This window comes from Aurantiacibacter sp. D1-12 (assembly GCF_028858515.1).
Classification (GTDB): domain Bacteria; phylum Pseudomonadota; class Alphaproteobacteria; order Sphingomonadales; family Sphingomonadaceae; genus Alteraurantiacibacter.
Genome location: NZ_JAPJZJ010000005.1, coordinates 143,587 through 166,757 on the forward strand (window position 1 = coordinate 143,587; position 23,171 = coordinate 166,757).

The following is a 23,171-nucleotide window of genomic DNA, read 5'->3' on the forward strand; positions in this document are numbered from 1 at the left end:
AGGGAGAATAAGACATGCAAGTCTATGAAGCCCCCATCCGCGACATGCGCTTCGTTCTCGAAGAACTGCACTCTGACGATGGTTTCGGAAATCTCGAAGGGTTCGAGGATTTCGATGAAGACATGACAGCGGCTATTCTTGAGGAAGCGAACAAGCTGTGCCGCGACGTGTTGCTGCCATTGAACTGGTCAGGTGATCAGGAAGGTTGCCGCATCGAAAACGGCGTCGTCCGCACTCCCAAAGGGTTCCAGGAAGCCTACAAGCAGTTCTGCGAAGGCGGCTGGGCCGGCCTCGCTGTGGATCAGAAATGGGGTGGCCAGGGCGCACCGCACGCCCTCGCCAAATGCGTCGAGGAAATGAGCTGTTCGACCAACCTCTCTTTCGGTCTCTACCCGGGCCTGACGGGCGGCGCGATGGTCGCTCTGGAAGCCTATGGCAGCGAGGATCTGAAGAACTTCTACATGCCCAAGATGGCCAACGGCGAATGGGCGGGCACCATGTGCCTTACCGAAAGCCACTGCGGCACCGATCTCGGCATGCTGCGCACCAAGGCGGTGCCGCAGGAAGACGGTAGCTTCCTTGTCACCGGCAACAAGATCTTCATCTCGGCCGGTGACCATGACCTGGCGGACAACATCGTCCACCTCGTCCTTGCTCGCCTGCCTGACGCGCCAGAGGGTGTGAAAGGCATCAGCCTGTTCCTGGTGCCCAAATACCTGCCGAACGACGATGGATCGCTTGGCGATCACAACAATGCCGGCCCCACGGCAATCGAGCACAAGATGGGCCTCAAGGCTTCGGCGACCTGTCAGATGAGCTTCGAGGATTCCAAGGGCTGGATCATCGGTGAGCCGAACCGCGGGCTGGAAGCCATGTTTGCGATGATGAACACCGAACGTGTTGCGGTCGGCATCCAGGGCCTCGGCGTGGGCGAGATCGCCTACCAGAGCGCTGTGTACTACGCGAAGGACCGCCTGCAGGGCCGCTCGCTTTCGGGCGTGAAGAACCCGGACGGCCCCGCCGATCCGATCATCGTGCACCCGGACGTGCGCCGCATGTTGATGACTATGCGCGCGTATAACGAAGGCTGCCGTTCGGTTGCCGCATGGGTCAGCCGTGCGCTCGATGCCGAGCATGCCTCGCCCGAGCCCGAAACCCGCGAACGCGCCAAGGATTTCATCGCGCTGATGACGCCGGTGGTGAAGGCGCTCTTCACCGATCTCGGTCATGAAAGCGCACATCTTGCGGTGCAGGTCTATGGCGGCCACGGCTACATTCAGGAATCGGGCGTGGAACAGTTCGCGCGCGACGCCCGTATCGCGATGATCTACGAAGGGACCAACGGCATTCAGGCGCTCGACCTTGTCGGCCGCAAGCTGCCTGACCGGATGGGCCGCAACCTGCGTAGCTTCTTCCACCCTGTCTCGCAGTTCATCGAAGACAATGGCAGCGATGCAAACATCGGCAAGATGGTCGCCGCGCTTGGCCAGAGCTTTGGCGCGCTGCAACTTTCAACCGGCTTCATCGCCCAGAAGGGCCTGAAAGATCCGGAAGAAGCAGGTGCGGCTGCAACCGATTACCTGCGCCTGCTCGGCTTCGTGGCCATGGGTTACTGCTTTGCAAAGGCAGCCAAGGTCGCTCACGCCAAGCTGGCTGAAGGCACCGGGGATGAGCAGTTCTACAAGAGCAAGCTGATCACCGCGCAGTACTTCTTCGACCGCCTGCTGCCGCCCGCAACGGCGCAGTTCATGGCGATCAAGAGCGGTAAGGCGAGCATGATGGACATGCCGGAGGACGCGTTTTGAGCGGTCCCAACCAGCGCGTCCTAGACTTCAAGGCGCGGTGTCGCATTCCCGCAATTGCGGCACCGATGTTCCTGTGCTCCGGCCCCGATCTCGTGGTGGAGAGCTGCAAGGCCGGTATCGCCGGGACCTTCCCCGCCCTCAACCAGCGCACCAGCGAAGGTTTCGAGGACTGGCTGAAGGAAATACAGGACAGGCTAGGCGATGATGACGCACCCTATGGCGTCAACCTGATCGTCCACCCGTCCAACCCGCGCGTACAAGCCGATCTGGAATTGTGCGTGAAGCACAAGGTGCCGCTGATCATCACATCGCTTGGCGCGGTGCCCGATCTGGTGAATGCGGTGCATTCCTATGGCGGCATCGTGTTTCACGACGTGATCAAACGTCGCCACGCCGAAAAGGCCGTGGAAGCGGGTGTCGATGGCATCATCGCCGTGGCAGCCGGTGCCGGTGGCCACGCCGGAACCTTCAGCCCCTTCGCACTCGTCAGCGAAATCCGCGAGTTCTACGACGGCGCAATCGCCCTTTCGGGTTGTATGACCCACGGCGGCCATGTCCTCGCCGCAGAAGCTATGGGGGCGGACTTCGGCTATATCGGCAGCCACTTCATCGCCGCGCAGGAAAGCATGGCAGTGCAGGGTCAGAAGGACATGATGATGGAATGCAGTGCGCAGGACATCACCTACACCGACAAGGTCACAGGCGTTGGTGCAAACTTCCTCACCCCCAGCCTTGAAGCGGCCAGCATCGAGCATGCGCCGGGTGAAATGTCGCTCAACGAAGAAGCCAAGGCGTGGAAGACCATCTGGTCTGCCGGCCATGGCGTCGGCGCGACGAAGGAGAGCTTGCCAGCCAAGGCCATCTGTGAGCAACTGATTGCCGAGTATGACGCTGCCAAAGCCAATATCTGCGGGTAATTTATCCCACATTCCAATGCGGTGGCCGTTGCGATGAGCGATAGCCACCGCATTTGCGTTTCCCCCCGCATCAACGCGATCGGCACTGCGGTGCCCCTTTGCGATGTGCATGCGCGTTACACCGCATGGGCAGAAAGGCAGCTGGACAAGCGCAGCGCAGCGATCTTTGCGCGGATGGAGCAGCGCGGCGGCATCGCGCACCGTTATTCGGTACTCACAGGCGCAGATGCAGCGATGGATTTCGGCAGTTTCTACATGGGTGATGAACAGCCCGGCACCGCGGCGCGGATGGCCCGCTATGCCGAAGCTGCGCCCGGCCTTGCGCTGGAAGCGATATCGCGGCTGCCTTCGCTCGACGGCGTGACGCATCTGGTGGTGGCAAGCTGCACCGGCTTCATGGCCCCCGGACTCGATCAGGTGATCTCGCGCAAGCTGGGCCTTGCGGCCAATGTCGAGCGTGTCAGCATCGGCTTCATGGGCTGTTATGCGGGGGTCACTCTGCTCCGCACGGCGGCGCATATCGTGCGATCACAGCCCGACGCAAAGGTGTTAGCGGTCTCTGTCGAACTCTGCTCATTGCACTTGCAAGCGACAGACGATCTCGAAAGCCTGCTGGCCATGGGGCAATTTTCCGACGGCGCCGCCGCCGTTCTGGTGAGCGCCAATGGCGAAGGGCTGGCGTTGGGTGAAGGCATTTCCGCCGCTCTGGAAGAGAGTGAGGAGCTCATCACATGGACCGTGGGCGATACGGGGTTTGCCATGCACCTGTCGGGCGCAGTGCCCGGGCGGCTGGCTGATGCGCTGGACGATCCGGACCTGCAGCAGACCATTAATGGAGATGCACCTCCACAGGCCTGGGCGGTCCACCCCGGCGGTCGATCGGTATTGGATGCGGTGGAGCGAGGACTGGCATTGCCGGCAGATGCACTCTCGGCATCACGCAGCGTTCTCAATGATTGTGGCAACATGTCCTCTGCCACCGTGCTGTTTGTGCTCCAGCGTCTGATGGAACAGAAACCGGCAAACGGTATCGCGCTGGCCTTCGGGCCGGGGCTGGCGATGGAAGGCGTTCGTTTTGGCTGGGAGAGCGCCGATGCTTGAGAAGCGTCTCGAAACCGAAGAATTGATGGACGATCCGAACCTGCCGGAAGAGACCTACCACGAAGTGCTGGCCGATCTGGCTAAGGTCAATCGTGTGACCATGGCTTACCGCCCTACCCTGCAATTCCTTGAGCGTGCTGTCGGGAACCGGAAAAGCTTCAAGCTGCTCGATGTGGGTTATGGCCAAGGTGATATGCTGCGCGAAATTGCCAAATGGGCCAAGGCGCGTGGGATCGAGGCAGAGCTGGTTGGTGTCGACCTCAATCCGCGCAGCGAAGCGGCGGCCAAGGCGGCAACACCGCGCGATCTGCCCATCACCTATCGCACCGGCGACTATGCGGACCTGATAGACAATCGTTGGGATGTCGTGATCTCCAGTCTGGTCGCGCACCATATGAGCCATGACGAGCTGGTGCTCTTCCTGCGCTTCATGGAGGCCGAGGCACGGGCGGGCTGGTTCATCAACGACCTGAACCGCCATGCGCTGAGTCATGCAGGCTATCCGGTACTGGCCACCCTCGCCCGCTGGCATCCCATTGTCCGCGCCGATGGCCGCACTTCCATCGCCCGATCTTACCGCCCGGATGAATGGCAGGCACTTCTAACTGAAGCGGGAGTAACGGGTGCCGAGGTCCAACGCGTATTCCCCTTCCGCCTATGCGTTTCGCGCATCCGCTGATCATCGGTGCCGGCCCCGCAGGCTGTGCGGCGGCGATTGCCTTGCGACAGCTTGGCGCGGACTGCACGCTGATCGAGCACCATCAGGAGGTCGGCGATCCTCTGTGTGGAGGCTTCCTGAGTTGGCGCACCGCCGAGCAACTTGGCGTATTGGGTGTGGACTTGGCGAAACTGGGTGCACACCGCGTGAACAAGCTGCGCCTTTTCGCTGCGGGCCTCACGGCAGAGCTTGACCTTCCCCAGCAGGCATTCGGCCTCAGCCGCCACGCGCTGGACACCGAAATGCGCCGCGTTGCACTGGCACAGGGCGCAGAGATCCTCTTCGACAGCATTCGGGGCTTCGACAAGAATCGCGCCAAGGGCCGTCGCGACAATTACGATGCGCCCGCGCTGTTCCTCGCGGCGGGCAAGCATGATGTGCCTAGGGCCGGACGCCCGCGCAACGCGAAGGATACGACGGCGGGATTGCGATTGCGGCTGCCAAGCTCGCCTGAGCGGGACGCCCTTTTAGGCGGCGTCATTGAGCTGCACCTGTTTAAGGGCTGCTACGTCGGGATTGTCCTGCAGGAGCATGGATCGGCCAATGTGTGTCTCGCGGTGCGCAAGCCGGCGCTCACGACAGCCGGTGGCTCACCCGTGCAGTTGTTCGGGCAGCTGGCAGAGCAAAGCCCCGTCCTTGCGCAGCGCCTTGGCAGCGATTGGAAAGGGACCAAAATCGATGCCATCGGCTCCGTCCCTTATGGTTATATCTGCCACGAAACGCGTGAGGACCTGTATCGCTTGGGCGATCAGGCAGCGGTTATCCCCTCGCTCGCCGGTGAGGGCAATTCCATAGCCGTGGCCAGCGGCGTGGCGGCAGCCGAAGCCTTTGTGCACGGCGTGGACGCGTCGGCGTTCCAGCGTCAGTTCGCCAAGCGCGCACAGCGTCCTGTCTGCCTCGCCTCGGTCATGTGGCACACGGCTGAACACCCTATCGGCGCACGCATTGCCCTCACACTCGCCCGTCTGGCACCGGGAATTATCGCCAATTTCGCCGACTGGGCGCGCATTCCGCCTTCGACTCCACTTGCACGGCCATAGGGGTCTGCTAACAGGCGGCCAACTTCACACACATTCTGGTTGAGAGAACAGGGAAAACCCCATGGCGAAAATTCAGGTCAAGAACCCCGTCGTTGAAATCGATGGCGACGAAATGACGAAAATCATCTGGCAGTGGATCCGCGAGCGTCTGATCCTGCCGTACCTCGATATTGACCTGAAGTATTACGATCTATCGGTCGAAAAGCGTGACGAAACCGACGACCAGATTACTATCGACGCCGCCAATGCGATCAAGGAACACGGCGTCGGCGTAAAGTGCGCCACCATCACGCCCGACGAAGCCCGTGTGGAAGAGTTCAACCTCAAGCACATGTGGCGTTCGCCCAATGGTACGATCCGCAACATCCTTGGCGGCGTGGTTTTCCGCGAGCCAATCGTGATCGACAACGTGCCGCGCCTCGTTCCCGGCTGGACCGATCCTATCGTTGTGGGCCGCCACGCTTTCGGTGACCAGTATCGCGCTACCGACACGCTGATCCCGGGCGCTGGCAAACTGCGCCTCGTTTTCGAAGGTGCCGACGGCCAGAACATCGACCTCGACGTGTTCGAATTCGAAAAGCCCGGCATCGCCATGGGCATGTACAACCTTGATGAGAGCATCCGCGACTTCGCGCGCGCCAGCTTCAACTACGGCCTCGACCGTGGCTGGCCGGTGTACCTCTCGACCAAGAACACCATCCTCAAGAAGTACGATGGCCGTTTCAAAGATCTGTTCCAGGAGATCTTCGACGCGGAATTCGCCGACAAGTTCGAAGAAGCAGGCATCCACTACGAACACCGCCTGATCGACGACATGGTCGCCGCCGCGCTCAAGTGGAACGGCAAGTTCGTCTGGGCCTGCAAGAACTACGACGGCGACGTACAGTCGGACATCGTCGCACAGGGCTTCGGCTCGCTCGGCCTAATGACTTCGGTTCTGATGACGCCGGATGGCAAGACCGTGGAAGCGGAAGCTGCGCACGGCACCGTGACCCGTCACTATCGCCAGCACCAGCAGGGCAAGGCAACTTCGACCAACCCGATTGCCTCCATCTTCGCGTGGACGCGCGGCCTGATGTATCGTGGCCGCTTCGACAACACGCCTGATGTTGTGGCCTTCGCCGAGACGCTTGAGCGCGTCTGCATCGAATGCGTCGAAAGCGGCAAGATGACGAAGGACCTCGCGCTCCTCATCGGCCCGAGCCAGAGCTGGATGACGACCGAGCAGTTCTTCGAAGCCATCGTTGAAGGCCTCGAAGCCAAGATGTCCGAACAGGGCCTCGGCTAAGCCAGCAAATTCCAACGTACTGGAAACGAAACCCCCGGTGCGCCATTAGTCTGGCGTAACGGGGGTTTTTTCGTTTTATGACCAAAGCACGTCTCGAAGTCCGTCAGGCCGAAACCGGCGACATCCGCCGCATCGCTGCGCTGGCGAAGCGCGTTTACGAGGACTTCGCGCCCTACACGCAGGGCGAAATTCGCGGGCAGCTGAACAACTATCCCGAAGGCTGCTTTGTCGCGATTCTCGATGACAAGCTCGTCGGCTACTGCGCCACCATGCGCATCGGCGGCGACAAGGCTTTGCGCCCGCATACATGGGACGAGATTACCGGGAACGGCTACGGCAGCCGCCACGATCCCAACGGTGACTGGCTCTACGGCTATGAAATGGTCGTTGATCCCAAGGTCCGCGGGACGCGGCTTGGTCGCCGTCTTTATGAGGAACGCCGTTTCCTCGCCGAACAGCTCGAACTGAAAGGCATCGTCTTTGGCGGACGTATGCCGAATTTCCTGCGCTCACGCCGCCGGGTGAAGACGCCGGAAGAATACCTCGAGCAGGTCATCGCCGGGAAGATCCACGACCCCGTCCTGCGCTTCCAGCTCGCCAACGGATTCGAACCGATTGGCGTGCTCAACAAGTACCTGCCCGAAGACAAGAAAAGCCGCGGCAATGCCGTGCACATGGTCTGGCGCAACCCGTGGGTCGATCAGGAAGCGAGCCCGCAGGCCCGCGTTCCGCGCGGTGTCGAGAACGTCCGCGTTGCCACCTGCCAGCTGCAGGCGCGCGCGGTGAAGGACTTTGACGAATTTATCGGACAGGTGCGATATTTTGTAGATGTTGCAGCAGATTACGAAGCAGACTTCATCTTGTTTCCCGAACTGTTCACGCTGATGCTGCTAAGCGCAGAGGAAGAAGAACTCTCCCCGCTCGAAAGCATCGAACGCCTTTCCGAATACACTCCGCGCATCCGCGAGGCGCTTTCCGAAATGGCGCTCAAATATAACATCAACATCATCGGCGGATCGCACCCGACACGCATGGATGATGGTGACATCCACAATGTCGCGATGGTGTGCCTGCGCGATGGATCGATTCACGAGCAGGAGAAGATCCACCCCACCCCGAACGAGGCATACTGGTGGAACATCCGCGGCGGCGATGCGGTGGACGTTATCCAAACCGACTGCGGCCCCATCGGCGTGCTCATCTGCTACGACAGCGAATTCCCCGAACTGGCCCGCCGCCTGACAGATGAAGGCGCGCGCATCATCTTCGTGCCGTTCTGCACCGACAGCCGCCAGGGCTATATGCGCGTGCGCTATTGCTCGGCCGCGCGGGCCATCGAGAACCAGTGCTACGTCGTGATGAGCGGCAATGTCGGCAACCTGCCCAACGTCGCCAACATGGACATCCAGTACGCCCAAAGCTGCATCCTCACCCCATGCGACTTCCCCTTCGCCCGTGACGGTATCGCCGCCGAGGCAACCGAGAATGTCGAGACGCTGACGATCAGCGATGTGAACTTGGCTGACCTAGCCTGGGCACGCGCTGAGGGCACAGTGCGGAACCTCGCGGACAGGAGGTTCGATCTCTATCGCATTGAGTGGGAGCAAAAGGGTTCGGGCGAAAGCGGCGGCGAACTCAGCGGCCCTCCGCCGATGCACCAGCACGGGCCGGGTGGGGGTTAAACCCTTTCACGTCACCCCGGGCTGCGGTGCTTCTTTCAAATAATCAGATGGATGCGGAGACACATGGCGGCTGGGTCTATATCATGACCAACCGCCATCGAGGTGCTCTCTATGTGGGCGTGACCAGCAATTTGGCTAATCGCGTCGCCTTGCATCGCTCCGGACAAGGTTCCGACTACTGCGCGCGGCGCGGCCTCACCCGCCTCGTGTGGACGGATTTTATCGAACCGATCGACATGGCTGTGGCACACGAGAAGCGAGTGAAGCGTTGGCGTCGCAGTTGGAAATTTGATTTGATCGAGAAGGCCAATCCTGACTGGAACGACCTTTACGATCAGCTAATTTGAAGAAGAAATCACCAGCCCCGGATCAAGTCCGGGGTGACGCAGATGGATGAGCTCCCTTCGCCGTCACCAAGCTCACCACCCAAATCGCCAGCCAAGCCGCAACAAAGCCCGGAATGATCTCGTAGACGCCCTCACCGCCGAGGAAACTGCTGTTCCACTCTAGCGCGATCCACGCCATCACCACGCCAGCACCCGTCACAAGTCCCGCCACAGCGCCTGCGCCGGTCATGCGCTTCCACGTGAGCGACAAAATGATCAGCGGGCCGAATGCCGCACCAAAGCCTGCCCATGCGTTCGAGACCAGCGACAGAACCCCACTGTCCGGATTGCTCGCGATCACGATGGCGGCCACCGCCACCAGCGCGGTGCTGATGCGGCCGACGGTCACGGCTTCGCGCTCAGTCGCGTCTTTCTTCAGGAACAGGCGGTAGAAGTCTTCGGTGAGTGAGCTGGAGGAGACCAACAGCTGGCTCGAAATCGTCGACATGATCGCTGCCAGCAACGCAGCCAGAAGGAAGCCGGTCACGAACGGGTGGAACAGCGTGTTGGCGAGCAGGATGAAAATCGTCTCCGAATTCTCCAGCTCCAGCCCGTTCAGCTCGACATGCGCGCGGCCCAGCACGCCTACGCCCACTGCGCCAATCAGCGCGACCAGCATCCATGCGAGGCCAATATTGCGCGCGGCTTTCACTCCGCCTTCGCGGATCGCCATGAAGCGCACGATGATATGCGGCTGCCCGAAATAACCGAGGCCCCATGCAATCAGACTAAGGAACGCAATCACGCTCATGTCGCTTGCCAGACTCAGGAATCCCGGGTCGATTTCGCGCAGCGCCGCAGCGCTTTCTGCCGCGCCATCGCCGAACAGCACGACCAATGGCATCACCACCAGCGCGGTGACCATGATCAGGCCCTGCACGAAGTCGGTCAGGCTCACAGCGAGGAAGCCGCCCACCATTGTATAGGCGAGCACCACCAGCGCGGTTATCAGGACGCCCGCCATGTAGGGGCTCATCCCCATGATCTCGCCTTGGAAGAAAGTGCTTTCGAACAGCAGTCCGCCCCCGACGAGACCCGCTGCGGAATAGACCGCGAAGAACACAACGATGATAATCGCCGACACCACGCGCAGAGCGACAGCCTGATCAGGGAAGCGGTTGGCAAGGAATTGCGGGATGGTGAGCGCGTTGCCGTATTGCACGGTCTGCTCGCGCAGGCGCGGGGCCACAACGATCCAGTTGACCACTGCGCCGATGAATAGGCCGATCCCGATCCATGCTTCAACCAAGCCGCTTAGGTAAAGTGCGCCTGGCAGACCAAGCAGCAACCAGCCGGACATGTCGCTCGCACCTGCAGACAGTGCGGCCACAGCGGGCGAAAGGTTGCGACCGCCAAGCAGATACCCCTCGCTATCGTCGGTCGAACGCTTCCACGCGTAGAGGCCGATGCCGATCATAAGGATGAAATAGAGGGCGAGCGCGATAATCGTGGCTGTCTGCATGGGTGCCATGCATAGCGGTTGAGGCTGTGATGGCTAGGGGTTGGAGCGGGCTTTCCTACACGGTGCCGATGTACTCGGACTCGGAAATGATGTTGAGCGCCCCGATTTACCCCGCGGAAAATCTCCTTCAGGACACTGTAACAGGTGTAACAGGTTGCCTGCATGCGGATGCGGCTAACCGGCATTTGGACGTTGCGGCTGTGCCCCAAGCTCTGTCATAGGAACGCACATGCATCACGCTGAAATCTCGCCCATGATGTCGAACGCGCTGGTGATCCTCGGTGCGACGGGGATCGTCATTCCGCTGTTCGCACGCTTCCGAGTTACGCCGATCATCGGGTTCATCCTGGTTGGACTGCTCGTCGGGCCGTTTGGCCTGGGTAAGCTGGTGGACGAGATGCCGTGGCTCTCCCACGTGACGATCTCGGACGCGGAAAGCCTCTCACTCTTCGCCGAATTCGGCATCATCCTGTTGCTGTTCACCATCGGGTTGGAGCTCAGCTTCAACCGCCTGTGGCAGCTGCGAAAGCTGGTATTCGGCCTGGGCGCACTGGAGATCCTCGTGATCGGCGCGCTGTTGGCTGGCGCTCTCTACGCTCTTGGGCAGCCGTGGACGGGTGCACTGGCATTGGGCCTAGCCCTCGCCTTCTCCTCTACTGCACTCGTGCTGCCGATATCAGGCACCAACACACCCGTAGGCCGCGCCTCGCTCTCGATGCTGCTGTTCGAAGACATCATGATTGTGCCGATCATCTTCCTCCTCGGCGCATTGGCCCCCAATGCAACCGGAGACGGCTGGAGCGGGCTGCTCGACACGCTATGGAAGGGCGCACTGGTGGTTGCGGTGATGATGATAGCCGGCCGGTTCCTGCTTCCGCACCTGTTCGCACAAGCCGCGCGCACCAAGAGCCCGGAGCTGTTCCTCGCCGCATCCATGCTGGTCGTGATTGGCGCCAGCCTTGCAACCGCACTTGTCGGCCTGTCACCTATCGTCGGAGCACTGATTGCAGGTCTGCTGATCGCAGAGACCGAGTATCACACCGAGGTCGAAGGCATTATGAACCCGTTCAAGGGCCTGGCGCTGGGTGTGTTCCTCATCACTGTCGGCATGGGCATCGACATCATGATGATCTGGGACAACCTCTGGGCGATTGCTGCGGCTGTAGTGGGCGTGCTGACGCTTAAGGCAGTGGTGACTGGCGTGTTGCTGCGCCTTATGGGCGCACGCAAGGCAACCGCGATCGAGACGGGCATCCTGATGGCGAGCCCTTCCGAAACGACCCTGATCGTGATGGCGGCCGCGACCAGCGCGATGCTCGTGTCGCTGGAAACCGCGCAGTTCTGGCAGATTGTCACTGCCATCGGCCTCACCATCACGCCGCTTCTGGCATCGCTCGGCAAGTCGGTCGCAAGGCGCGCGGAACCAGCGCCTACGCTGGACGAACTGGATGAAGGGGAAAGGGATGCACCCCGCGTCGTGATCGTCGGCCTCGGCCGGGTTGGTCGGCTCGTCGCCCAGATGCTAAAGCGGCACGATGTCGCCTACGTGGCCATCGATTCCGACCCCGACCTGATCGAACGTGCACGGCGCGACGGGTACTATGCGGTGTTCGGCAACGCACTTCGCGAAGATGCGCTCGACAGCCTTGGCATCGACACAGCTCCAGCCGTCATCTTGACCATGGACGAGCACATTCTCGCCCAGCGTATGGTGCGCAAACTGCGCAATGCTCATCCGGAATTGCCGATCATCGCCCGCGCGCGCGACAGCTTCCACGCGGCAGAACTCTATCGCAGCGGCGCGAGTACAGCGGTCCCGGAAACACTCGAAAGCTCGCTGCAGCTATCCGAAGCGGCACTGGTCGACATCGGCGTGCCGATGGGACCGGTGATTGCCAGCATCCACGAAAAGCGCGACGAGTTTCGCGAGCGTATTCAGGAAGATGGCGCACTTGAGACCAAGCCCAAACTGCGCACTAGTACTGCCGAGAACTAACCGGCCAGCACGCCTTTGATGGCTGCGATTGCTGCTGCACCCTTGTCGCCATCAGGGCCACCGCCCTGTGCCATGTCAGGCCGACCGCCGCCGCCTTTGCCGCCAACGGCTTCGACGCCCGCGCGAACCAGATCAACCGCGCTGACCTTGTCTGTAAGGTCGTCTGTTACGCCAACCGCAACTGCGGCCTTCCCATCATTGACCGCCACAATCGCCGCAACACCGGAGCCCATGCGGTTCTTGGCATCATCCAGCAGACCGCGAAGCTCCTTGGGGTTCATCCCGTCGAGCACCTGCCCGCTGAAGGTCACGCCACCCACGGCTTCGTCGGCTACAGCGGAAGCTCCGCCGCCTCCGCCAAGGGCAAGCTGCTTCTTCGCTTCGGCCAATTCGCGCTCGAGCTTCTTGCGCTCGTCCACCAAGGCAGCCACACGCTCTTCAACCTCATCCGGAGCGGTCTTTAGCGTTGCTGCAACAGACTTCAGTGCTTCCTCGCGACCCACAACCCACTTGCGAGCCGCCTCACCGGTCAGCGCTTCAATGCGGCGCACGCCTGACGACACCGCGCTCTCGCTGACAATCCGGAACAATCCGATATCGCCCGTTGCACGAACATGCGTTCCTCCGCACAGCTCGACCGAGTAGGTCTTACCGCTACCATTCCAGTCGCCCGAGCCGATGGAAAGCACGCGCACTTCCTCGCCGTACTTCTCTCCGAACAATGCCATCGCCCCGGCCTCGATCGCATCATCGGGGCTCATCAAGCGCGTGACGACCTCATCGTTTGAACGGATCTCCGCATTCACCTCGGCTTCGATTACCGCCATTTCGGATGCTGCGAGCGGCTTGGGGTGCGAGAAGTCAAACCGCAGTCGATCCTCCGCCACCAGTGAGCCCTTCTGCGTCACGTGATCGCCCAGGTGATTGCGCAAGGCGGCATGAACAAGGTGCGTAGCCGAGTGGTTCGCGCGCACAGCATCGCGGCGCGCAACGTCGATCTTCAGATGCACGGTATCACCAACCGCAATCTTGCCCGCGGTGATCTTGCCCTGATGGGCGTGCAACCGTCCAAGCGGCTTTGTAGTATCGCTGATAGCTATCTCAAGACGATGATCGCCCGTGATCGTACCCGTATCGCCCATCTGGCCACCACTTTCTCCGTAGAACGGCGTCTGGTTGGTCAGCACGGTGACCTCTTGCCCGCTATCGGCGGACTGCACTTCCTTGCCGTCCACGATCAGTGCGACGACCCGGCCTTCACCCTCGGTCGAGCTGTATCCGGTGAACTCGGTCGCACCTTCACGCTCGGCAATGTCAAACCACAATTCGTCATCCGCAGCCGCGCCAGAGCCCTTCCATGCTGCGCGGGCAGCAGCTTTTTGCTGTTCCATTGCGGCATCGAAGCCAGCCTTGTCGACGCCGATACCGCGGTTGCGCAGCGCGTCTTCGGTCAGATCGTAGGGGAAACCATAGGTGTCGTAGAGCTTGAAAGCGGTTTCGCCGGGCAGGCTATCGCCCTCGCCCAGATCACCGCTTTCCTCGTCGAGCAGGCGGAGACCCTTCTCCAATGTCTGGCGGAAACGCGTTTCCTCCCGCTCTAGCACTTCGGTGATCAAGGGCTGCGCACGACCAAGGTCCGGATAGGCCTGCCCCATCTCGCTCACCAGTGTCGGGACGAGGCGGTGCATCAAGGGCTTGTCTGCCCCGAGGAGATGCGCATGCCGCATGGCTCGGCGCATGATCCGGCGCAGCACGTATCCACGGCCTTCGTTGGACGGCAGTACGCCGTCGGCGATCAAGAAGCTTGTTGAGCGCAGGTGATCGGCAATCACACGATGGCTGGCAATCGTATCCTCTGTTGCTGTGGCCTTGAGCAGCTCCTCACCGGCATCGATGATCGTGCGGAATGTGTCGGTCTCAAACACATTGTGCACGCCCTGCATGACGGTGGAGATACGTTCCAGCCCCATGCCGGTATCGATACTGGGGCGAGGAAGGTCGCCCGTAATCTCGTCCGCCGACTGCAGGTGCTGCATGAAGACAAGGTTCCAGATCTCGACGAAGCGATCACCGTCTTCATCCGGCGAGCCGGGAGGGCCTCCGGCTACCTCGGGACCATGATCCCAGAATATCTCCGAGCAAGGGCCACAGGGGCCGTCTGAACCCATTGCCCAGAAGTTGTCCTTCGTCGCGATCCGGATGATACGATCATCAGGAAGACCGGCGATCTTCTGCCACAAGCCATATGCTTCATCGTCAGTGTGATAAACGGTGACGGTCAAGCGATCCTTGGCAAGGCCCAGCTCTTTGGTGACCATTCCCCAGGCGAGCTCGATAGCACGTTCCTTGAAGTAGTCGCCAAAGCTGAAGTTGCCGAGCATCTCGAAGAAGGTGAGATGACGAGCGGTATAGCCGACATTGTCGAGATCGTTGTGCTTGCCACCGGCGCGCACGCACTTCTGGCTGCTGGCAGCGCGCGATGCAGGAGGAGTTTCCACGCCAGTGAACACGTTCTTGAATGGCACCATACCCGCATTGACGAACATGAGGCTCGGATCATTGTACGGAACGAGCGGAGCCGAGGGCACGACCTGATGGTCATGACCTGCAAAGTAGTCGAGAAAGGCGCGGCGGATATCGTTGGTCGAATGCATGGCAAGCGAGTTAGGCGCTGGAGGCCGCTGCGACAAGCGGATTGAACCACTTACAGTGCGCGGAATTGCCGATGATCGCGTCTATGCGGCAAGAGTGCACCAACTACGCCTTTCTTGCGGTGACAATCCATGCTGCGGCGGGAAGCGACACGACTCCTTCGTGCATGTTCCGCTCAGCCATTGCCCGGATACGTCCGAAGAAACGGTCGCGGGCGAGCGTATCCATGTCTCGTGCGGCCCTCGCGGCCGGACCGATGCGTTTGAAATAGGCGATGGCTTCCGCGACCGGATCCTCACCTACTCCAGCGATCATGGGGAAATCGAAGGGTTCGCATCCCACATCTTGCCAACCTGCTTTCGCTAGGATCGAACGCACATAGTCGGCATCGGCAAAGGCGAAGGGACCTGGTGCGCGTGGATCGCCTTTGTCCGGCAATTCGGGAAGCTGGCGGATGACTTCGGTGAAGAACGGATTCTCTTCCAGTGAGCGGAAGCACGAGAAGAGGATTGCAGCCTCATCGCTAGACTGATCTGCCAAATGCCCGAAGGCGGCTGGAGGATCATCGAAGAACATGACGCCGTGGCGGGAGATGAGGAGCTCCGGCGAACCATCGCCTTGCCAATCAGCCGCATCGGCCAGCTCGAAGGAACAATTGGCCAGACCGGATCCGCGCTCCCGCGCGACCGCGACCAAATCAGGTGACACGTCCACGCCGGTGACGGCCACGTCCGGCCGGCCCCTTGCAACGGCTAACGACAGTTCACCGGCACCACAACCGATATCGAGCACGTTCTTGAAGCTGAACTGGCGGGTCTGCGCGAGCAGGTGCTCGGTCAACAGAGTGAAACTGCGATCTGTCCGGCGGTATTCGTCGGCCCAGCTTTCACCCACTGTGCCTTGCCATTCACTCTTCTCGGCCATTCACCTGCTCGTCTCATTCGTTTCGTGTGCGCTAGCAGGCTTTGCACCTGTAGGACAGCACGCGCGAAGAAGCCGGCATTGGCGGATGGAGGTCCGCCTTTGCCGGCTCCGGTTTCGCAAGGTCGGGCTAACCTGTTACACCTGTTACAGTGTCCTGAGGAGAAATGTTTCTCCCGCCCGCCTTCTTGAGGATCAGTCTTCGGATTCCGCGTCCGGACCCGTCATCATCTCCTCGGCGACCTCGTCGGTGCGGCCGCGAATTGCGGCTTCCAACTTGGCGCACATCTCTGGATTCTCTTTCAGGAAGGTCTTGGCGTTCTCACGACCCTGGCCGATGCGTACGCTATCGTAGCTGAACCAGGAGCCGGACTTCTCGACCAGATCGGCCTTCACGCCGAGATCGAGAATCTCGCCGATCTTCGAAATACCTTCACCGTACATGATATCGAATTCGACCTGCTTGAACGGCGGTGCAACCTTGTTCTTCACCACTTTCACGCGGGTCGAGTTGCCGATCACCTCGTCACGATCCTTGATCTGGCCGGTGCGGCGAATGTCGAGGCGGACCGAAGCGTAGAACTTGAGCGCGTTACCGCCCGTCGTCGTTTCGGGATTACCGTACATCACACCGATCTTCATGCGCAGCTGGTTGATGAAGATCACCATGCACTTGGAACGGTTGATCGAGCCGGTCAGCTTGCGCAGCGACTGTGACATCAGACGGGCCTGCAGACCGACATGGCTGTCACCCATCTCGCCTTCGATTTCAGCGCGCGGCACCAGCGCAGCAACCGAGTCCACCACCAGCACGTCAATCGCGTTGGAGCGCACCAGCGTATCGGTGATTTCGAGCGCCTGCTCACCCGTATCGGGCTGCGAGACAACCAGTTCATCGATATCAACGCCCAGCTTCTTGGCGTAAACCGGATCGAGCGCGTGCTCGGCATCGACGAAAGCGGCGGTACCGCCAGCCTTCTGCGCCTCTGCAATGCAGTGCAGTGCAAGCGTCGTCTTACCCGAGCTTTCCGGGCCGTAGACTTCGATCACGCGGCCCTTGGGCAGGCCACCGATGCCTAGCGCAATATCAAGGCCGAGCGAGCCGGTAGAGATCGCCTCCACCTCCATCGCCTCTTTACTGCCCAGCTTCATGGCCGAGCCCTTGCCGAATGCGCGATCAATCTGCGCGAGGGCGGCATCTAGCGCCTTCTGACGGTCCACTTTGGATTCCTTCTCAACGAGTTTCAGGTTCGCACTTGCCATGACATGGCCTCCGTCAGTTCGCCAGAGGTGGTTACAGTCTTTTCAACCGCCTCTGCTGTTGCTCTTGAGACAGCTTGTACCCATTTTGTTCTAAGAGAACAAGAGTGGAACACAATTTTTCTGGAGAAACCCGGAAAACGGCAGAAATCCGCGCCTCTCAGCTCTTTTCGTCGTCTGCCTGAGGTGGCCGGGTCTCCCATTCGAGAACGCGGCGGCCATTGGCAGGAACGCGAATTTCGAATGTTTCCAGGCCATCGCGAATCTCCGACCGCACACCGCGAATCTCGAACTGCAGCGGCGAGCTTGTCTGCACGCGTACCATCACCGGCTCTGCATTGGCGTTGGTCAATTCCAGCTGCATCGCCGTCCAGCTTGTCCGCCAGTCATTGACTGACCGATCCGCGCCCCAGGTGCAGGTGGCGAACACCTGATTGCTACTGCCCAGCGGCAACTCAACATCCTGCCCGCGCGCATAGTCACGCAGGTTCACATCGCGAATCCAGAATTCACCAAGCGCAGATTGCTCGAACACGCTCACCTGCCCCGATGGCAGGGCAACGCCGAGGCCGCTGTCCTCGTCATTCACCGTTTCGATGAGCATGCTTGCCGGACGCGGAGCGGGCTGCGCATTCCAGGGAAAGCACTGGGTTTCATAAGCGAGCTCGCCCTCGATATTGTCTTCCTGCAGGAACATGACCTGCTTCAACCCTTGCGCATTCACATCCATGCGCACGGGAATGCGGTAGAGCTTGAGATCGCCGAGGTTCTCTTCGCCCGCCACAACCGGCGGAGGAGGTGGTGGAGCCGGAGCAATTGGAGCGGCCATTTCCATCGCCGCATCACGCGCAATGCGTGAGCCGGTGACAACGATGGCGTCCGACTCTTCGCTTTCCCCATACTGGTTGAAATCGGGCACCGGAGACCCTGTTGCCGTGCTCCCGCGCGGCCAGCAGGTCAGGCGCAGCGGCTCCGCTCTCGGCGGTGAAGCGAGCTGACGGAAATTGCTCACCACATTCAGCCGCCCGGCCACGGCCATAACTTCGGCATTGGCGAAGCTCTGCCCGTTGTCATTGAGGATGGTGAGCCAGCTCGTCATGTCGAAGCGCAGATCATCACTATCGCCACCTTCGTGCACGCTGGTGACATAGTTGGCTTGCCAGTCGAAACCCCACGAAAGGTAAGAAAGGGTGACGGTGTATGTGCCTCCCGTGTCGCTTGCCGTATCGATGGTGAAAACCGGATTGGCTGACAGGCCGCCGGGTACCCGGTCGAAAGTCAGCCGCTCGGGCAACCCCGAACAGCGCACGGCCTCGTACCCGTCTTCGGTTTGCAGCACGAGACCGCCGTCGGCGCGGGTCCGGACAATAGCGTCTTCGCTCTCCGGCTGTCCGGTCGCGGGATTGGTGCGGGTGATGGTGACGCGGTTGCCCAGCGTTCCATCGACCAATGCGCCGGGGCTCAGCAGTTCGGCATTGCGATTTTTCTCGATCGTACCGCCGGGAAGCCCGGTAACGATGGCGCTGACCGCCACCATGCCTTCAGACACGCCATCGAAACGGATGGTCGATTCACCGGGCGGCAGAGTCACCGTGCGCGTTTCGCTGATCATGGCGAAGCCGCGCGGGTTGAAGCGGTTCAGTTCCTGCCAGGGCTGGCGATTGGGGTCGCGATAGACGGTGACAGCAAGATCGGTCGGCTCCGATGCCTCCACTACCGCGCGATCCTGCGCATGGGCAGGTGAAGCCGCCAGAAATGCGGCTGCGCTCAGAAGCAAAGAGGTGCGGCGCACGGCCCCGCCCCTTACCAGCGCGACTCGTAAGTGACGCGCACGACCCGCTCGCTGTTAGCAGGCACCGTCACACGATAAAGACGGTTGCCGTAGTTGATCTGTTCGCCTTCGACGTCCTCGGAAATGACGCGGAAATCACGGCCCCACCAGCCACGGTCCAGTCCGCCCTGCATCATCTCGACCGTCACCGGCTCATCCTTCGCATTGGTGAAGGTGTAGCGCATGGTGGTGCGGTAATAGTCGACGCTGCGATCAACCTCGATCGTGCGGGTCAGCTCACCATCCTCGTAAACGCGGTAACGCGCGCTGCGCTCATACTCGGCGGCGGTGATGACCTCGCGGTCCTCCACTTCGGCCTGCATGAACACATCAAAGGCATCGCCGGTCCGCAGCGAAAGCGTACTACCCATCGGGGTGTGGCCGATGCCGTTCTCGCCGATGAATTGCGGATTGCCCTGGCTATCGCGCTGGTAAAAACGCACCGTGCCTGCGGGCAGCGCGTCACCCAGCCCGCCGTCACTGCTCGAGCTGAAACTGATCGCAGAGCTCGCCGGGCGGAAATCGCGGTCGCTCTGCAGCCAGTTGCTGCTGATGGAATAGACGCGGCGGGCTGGCACCCCTTGGACATCAAGGAAACTCACCTGCTTGGTCTGCGCGTTGGCGATCGTGGTGCGGCCTTCGATCGGGTAGAGGTAGAAGTCACCCAGCTGCTCACGATCTGCAGTTTCGGTGCCGGGGCGAACCATGTCGCGGCGCGGACCGCCGTTGCCACCGGTAGGGTTACCCGCGACAAGCAGGGTATTGGCATCGTGGAAGGTGGTGCCGGTGTTGTTGGTTAGCGTCACCCAGCCCTGCATATCGACGGTACCGTCGACCTCGTTGTAAAGCGCGACATAGTCAGAGCTCCAGCCAAGGCCCGGGGTAAGGTAGCGGATCTGCGCTGGGCGCGTACCGCTTTGCGAGCTTTGCAGTGTGACGGACAATGTCGGCCGCGCGCGAAGGTTCTCGGGCACGCCATCGAACACGACGCGCACGGGCAGGCCGTCATCGCGCAGCACCTCAATCCGGTTGCCGATCCGCACGACGACGCCGCCAACCACCGAGAGGACTTCGGCGCGCTCGCGAACTTCGGCGCCAGTAGCAGGGTTGGTGCGGACGAGCGTTACGGTTGAGCCCACCGCCTTTTCCATCAGCTTTTGCGGGGTAAGCAGATCGAAATCGAAATTCTGTTCGACGATGGAGGTGCCCGCCGCGTTGAAGCTGAGCGTTTGCGGGCGGATCATTGCAGAGACATCGGGGAACTCGATCCGGCTGGTGCCGCGACTGATATTCAGGTCGCGGATATCCTGCACTAGCGCCTGGTTGTTCTGGTAAATGGTGACCGAGACATCGCCCTGCGCAGTCTCTCCGGTGGGATCCTGCTGCGCCACTGCGGGGCTGCTGGCCGGCAAGGCGATGGCGGCGGTGGCAAGCAGTGTGGTTGCCAGAAGACGCGTGATCATGATGGAAGTCCCTCCCCAATCGATAAGGCCCAGGATATAAAGTATCCTCACCTGTATTTCGGCTGAATGGAGCATGCGCCGGTGCTGATCGCAGCGCAACCGATTCACGCTGTTTATTCAGGAATTCAGCGATTTCAGGGATATGCTCCTGTTACTTGCGCGTATTTTTGCGCAGCACGCCGCCGACCATCTCGCCGATCTGCTTCACACTGAACGGCTTGGCGATGAAGTGCATGTTCTCGATATCGATCTCGCTGCGCAGCTGTTCTTCGGCATAGCCAGACATGAACAGGATCGGCAGACGCGGGCGACGCTTGCGGACTTCCTTCGCCATCGCCGGGCCATCCATGCTCGGCATCACCACATCGGTGACGACCAGGTCGAACTTGCCTTCATCGGCGAGGAATTCTTCGAGACCTTCATCCCCGTCGCTTGCGGTAACGATAGTGTAGCCTTGCCGTGCCAGCGCACGTTCTGCCACCGCACGGACCATGTCCTCATCCTCAACCAGCAGGATCGTGCCGCCGCCCGACCAGTCACGCGCCTCTTCCGCAATTTCCTCTTTCTTGAGGTCTTCCTCGGTCACGTGGTGGACCGGCAGATAGATGGTGAAACGCGCGCCCTTGATGCTGCCGTCCGGCGCCTTGGCATTGCTGGCAAAGATGAAGCCGCCCGACTGTTTCACAATGCCGTAAACGGTAGAGAGGCCGAGGCCGGTCCCCTTGCCCTGCTCCTTAGTGGTGAAGAACGGCTCGAAGAGCTTGCCGATGATTTCCTGCGGAATGCCGCCGCCATCGTCTTCCGCGATCAGAACCGTGTAGTCGCCCGCCGGGATGATCTCGCTGCCCATGCGGCGGATATCCTTCGCCTCCACCCGGCGCGTGGCGAAGGCGAGCGTCCCGGCCGCCCCTTCCCCGCCACCGTGGGACTGGATCGCGTCGCGCGCGTTCACCGCCAGGTTGATAATCACCTGCTCGAGCTGGCGCGGATCGGCGCGCACTGCGCCGAGGTTCCGGTCATGCCGCACCTTGAGAGTAATCTTCGCGCCGAGCAGCCGCTTCAGAAGCTGGCTCACTTCGGAGAGGATATCGGGTAGCTGGATGATTTCGGGCTGCAAGGTCTGCTGGCGGCTGAAGGCGAGCAATTGCCGCGTCAGGCTGGCGGCGCGGTTGGAATTCGCCTTGATCTGCTGGATATCGTCGTAGTCGCTATCGCCCGGCGTGTGCCGCAGCAGCATGAGGTCGCAATAGCCGATGATCGCGGTGAGCACATTGTTAAAGTCATGCGCGACCCCGCCAGCGAGCTGGCCAACGGCCTGCATCTTGGTCGCCTGCGCTACCTGCCGCTTGAGCCGCACTTCCTCGGTCGTATCGGCAAGGCTGAGCAGCACCGCCGCCTCCCCAAGGCCGCGCACAGCGGCAAGGCCCATGCTAACAGGCTCGTCCGGCTCGTTGCGCAGCCGAATGGCAATGTCGCCGCTAGACGCCGGCCCCTGCCCGTGGCGACGCACCGCATCAGACATCGCTGTCTTGTCCCGCGCCACAACGATGTCGCTCGGATAGGGTGGCAGGTCGCCATTGCCGATGCCCGCAGCACGGCGGAAAGCGGGGTTGGCGAAGAGGAAATGCCCGTCACGGTCGGTCGTTGCGAGGCCCAGCGGCAATTGTTCAAGCAGCGCCTGCAACTGCGCCGCCTGGCCGCCCTTGGCCTCTGCCCCCCAACCGCCAAGGCCTATACCCGCATCAATCAGAAGCATCAGCGAGGGCGATTCCGCAGCAGTCTTTCCAGGCACCTTTTCGCTCGCGACGAGATCGGGGTCGGCCAGCGGCACCTGCACCAGCGTTTGCGGCGATCCCTTCTTGCCTTCGCGCGCAAAATATATCCGCTCGCGCTCGTCGGAGCGGAGCAACTGGACAAATTCCTGTCCCGCCATGCGTGCATTCTCGTCTCCAAACGCGCGCCGCGCCAGCGCCGGATTCCCCGCGCGCACCGTGCCATCGGGAGAGACCAGCGCGACCGAGATTCCTGCAGCGCCCAGCAATTTGCCGAACAGGCCGGTGATGTGCTTGCCAATCGCGGCGATCGGCTCGGTCCGCACGACCGGAGCAAAGCGCCAGATCAGGTAGTCATCGCTACGCCCCGCGCGGGTGGCGGTCGCAGTCCAGCTGTTGCCTTCATCGGCGACGGTTACGGCTTCGCCCTTCCCGTCCCGCCATGCTGCGCGGGCCAGCTTGTTGAGCTTGTCCGCACTGCTGCCATCCACCGGAATGTTAGGCGGACCATTGCTGGAATCGAACCACAGTTCAAAAGCCGAATTGGCACAGACCAGCCGGTTGGCGCGATCTGTAATGGCAATGGCAAGATCGGGCTGCTCCACCGCGGCAACCGTGACAGACCAGTCGATCGTCTCGCTCTCCGTCGTCGCCGGGCGATGCGCCTGGATGCGGCCACCCACAAAGGCGACTAGCCCCAGCACCACCAGACCGCCCGCGTAGGCCAGCGTTGCTGTCAGGCTTTCGGTCGCGAACTGCACAAGCGTGACGCTGGCCAGTACGGCGGCCGCCACGGCCAGTCCGTCTACCAAACGCCGGGATTTCTGCATTTCCGCGAGATTCATGGGCAAGAGTTTAGGGGCGGTATCCCGCTGCC

Annotated in this window: 16 protein-coding genes; 9 read left to right on the top strand and 7 right to left on the bottom strand. The window is 61.2% G+C overall.

Annotation, left to right across the window (positions count from 1 at the left end):
* Nucleotides 1–14: 14 nt before the first annotated feature.
* From OOZ52_RS11750 to OOZ52_RS11785, 8 genes are all read left to right on the top strand, one after another.
* On the top strand, nucleotides 15–1,805 hold the full coding sequence (locus OOZ52_RS11750) for an acyl-CoA dehydrogenase C-terminal domain-containing protein (protein ID WP_274698716.1): 1,791 nt from the start codon (nucleotides 15–17) through the stop codon (nucleotides 1,803–1,805).
* Between the two features lie 65 nt (nucleotides 1,806–1,870).
* A complete protein-coding gene (locus OOZ52_RS11755) occupies nucleotides 1,871–2,722 on the top strand; it encodes an NAD(P)H-dependent flavin oxidoreductase (protein ID WP_274698717.1) in 852 nt (283 codons plus the stop codon).
* Between the two features lie 33 nt (nucleotides 2,723–2,755).
* On the top strand, nucleotides 2,756–3,823 hold the full coding sequence (locus OOZ52_RS11760) for a type III polyketide synthase (RefSeq protein ID WP_274698718.1): 1,068 nt from the start codon (nucleotides 2,756–2,758) through the stop codon (nucleotides 3,821–3,823).
* On the top strand, nucleotides 3,816–4,502 hold the full coding sequence (locus OOZ52_RS11765; protein ID WP_274698719.1) for a methyltransferase domain-containing protein: 687 nt from the start codon (nucleotides 3,816–3,818) through the stop codon (nucleotides 4,500–4,502). The genes OOZ52_RS11760 and OOZ52_RS11765 overlap by 8 nt, the downstream gene beginning before the upstream one ends.
* Nucleotides 4,481–5,581 carry an NAD(P)/FAD-dependent oxidoreductase gene (locus OOZ52_RS11770; RefSeq protein WP_274698720.1) on the top strand — a complete coding sequence of 367 codons (1,101 nt, stop codon included), beginning with the start codon at nucleotides 4,481–4,483 and terminating at the stop codon, nucleotides 5,579–5,581. The genes OOZ52_RS11765 and OOZ52_RS11770 overlap by 22 nt, the downstream gene beginning before the upstream one ends.
* A 61-nt stretch (nucleotides 5,582–5,642) precedes the next feature.
* Nucleotides 5,643–6,869 (top strand): NADP-dependent isocitrate dehydrogenase, encoded by a 1,227-nt coding sequence (locus OOZ52_RS11775; RefSeq protein ID WP_274698721.1) that lies wholly within the window; start codon nucleotides 5,643–5,645, stop codon nucleotides 6,867–6,869.
* A 77-nt stretch (nucleotides 6,870–6,946) separates the two neighbouring features.
* A complete protein-coding gene (locus tag OOZ52_RS11780) occupies nucleotides 6,947–8,551 on the top strand; it encodes a bifunctional GNAT family N-acetyltransferase/carbon-nitrogen hydrolase family protein (RefSeq protein WP_274698722.1) in 1,605 nt (534 codons plus the stop codon).
* Between the two features lie 47 nt (nucleotides 8,552–8,598).
* Nucleotides 8,599–8,898 (top strand): GIY-YIG nuclease family protein, encoded by a 300-nt coding sequence (locus tag OOZ52_RS11785; protein ID WP_274698723.1) that lies wholly within the window; start codon nucleotides 8,599–8,601, stop codon nucleotides 8,896–8,898.
* A 22-nt stretch (nucleotides 8,899–8,920) separates the two neighbouring features.
* Here OOZ52_RS11785 and putP read toward each other — a convergent pair whose 3' ends face one another.
* Complete coding sequence (putP, locus tag OOZ52_RS11790) at nucleotides 8,921–10,399, bottom strand: sodium/proline symporter PutP (protein WP_274698724.1); 1,479 nt, start codon at nucleotides 10,397–10,399, stop codon at nucleotides 8,921–8,923.
* Nucleotides 10,400–10,628: 229 nt separating this feature from the next.
* Between putP and OOZ52_RS11795 the strand changes: the two genes are divergently transcribed.
* Nucleotides 10,629–12,395: a cation:proton antiporter domain-containing protein gene (locus tag OOZ52_RS11795; RefSeq protein WP_274698725.1), complete on the top strand. Its 1,767-nt coding sequence runs from the start codon at nucleotides 10,629–10,631 to the stop codon at nucleotides 12,393–12,395.
* On the opposite strand, the gene alaS is transcribed toward OOZ52_RS11795, so the two are convergent.
* The 6 genes from alaS to OOZ52_RS11825 all read right to left on the bottom strand — a co-directional run bounded on the left by alaS (nucleotide 12,392) and on the right by OOZ52_RS11825 (nucleotide 23,139).
* Nucleotides 12,392–15,049, bottom strand: a complete 2,658-nt coding sequence (alaS, locus tag OOZ52_RS11800) for an alanine--tRNA ligase (RefSeq protein ID WP_274698726.1) — start codon at nucleotides 15,047–15,049, stop codon at nucleotides 12,392–12,394. The genes OOZ52_RS11795 and alaS overlap by 4 nt on opposite strands.
* A 103-nt stretch (nucleotides 15,050–15,152) precedes the next feature.
* Nucleotides 15,153–15,971, bottom strand: a complete 819-nt coding sequence (locus OOZ52_RS11805; protein ID WP_274698727.1) for a class I SAM-dependent methyltransferase — start codon at nucleotides 15,969–15,971, stop codon at nucleotides 15,153–15,155.
* A 192-nt stretch (nucleotides 15,972–16,163) separates the two neighbouring features.
* Nucleotides 16,164–17,231, bottom strand: a complete 1,068-nt coding sequence (recA, locus tag OOZ52_RS11810) for a recombinase RecA (protein ID WP_274698728.1) — start codon at nucleotides 17,229–17,231, stop codon at nucleotides 16,164–16,166.
* 157 nt (nucleotides 17,232–17,388) lie between these two features.
* On the bottom strand, nucleotides 17,389–19,020 hold the full coding sequence (locus OOZ52_RS11815) for a DUF4139 domain-containing protein (protein WP_274698729.1): 1,632 nt from the start codon (nucleotides 19,018–19,020) through the stop codon (nucleotides 17,389–17,391).
* Nucleotides 19,021–19,031: 11 nt separating this feature from the next.
* Nucleotides 19,032–20,522 (bottom strand): DUF4139 domain-containing protein, encoded by a 1,491-nt coding sequence (locus OOZ52_RS11820; RefSeq protein ID WP_274698730.1) that lies wholly within the window; start codon nucleotides 20,520–20,522, stop codon nucleotides 19,032–19,034.
* Between the two features lie 151 nt (nucleotides 20,523–20,673).
* The gene (locus tag OOZ52_RS11825) at nucleotides 20,674–23,139 is read right to left on the bottom strand and encodes a response regulator (RefSeq protein WP_274698731.1); all 2,466 of its coding nucleotides are present in this window, start codon (nucleotides 23,137–23,139) and stop codon (nucleotides 20,674–20,676) included.
* Between the last annotated feature and the right edge of the window lie 32 nt (nucleotides 23,140–23,171).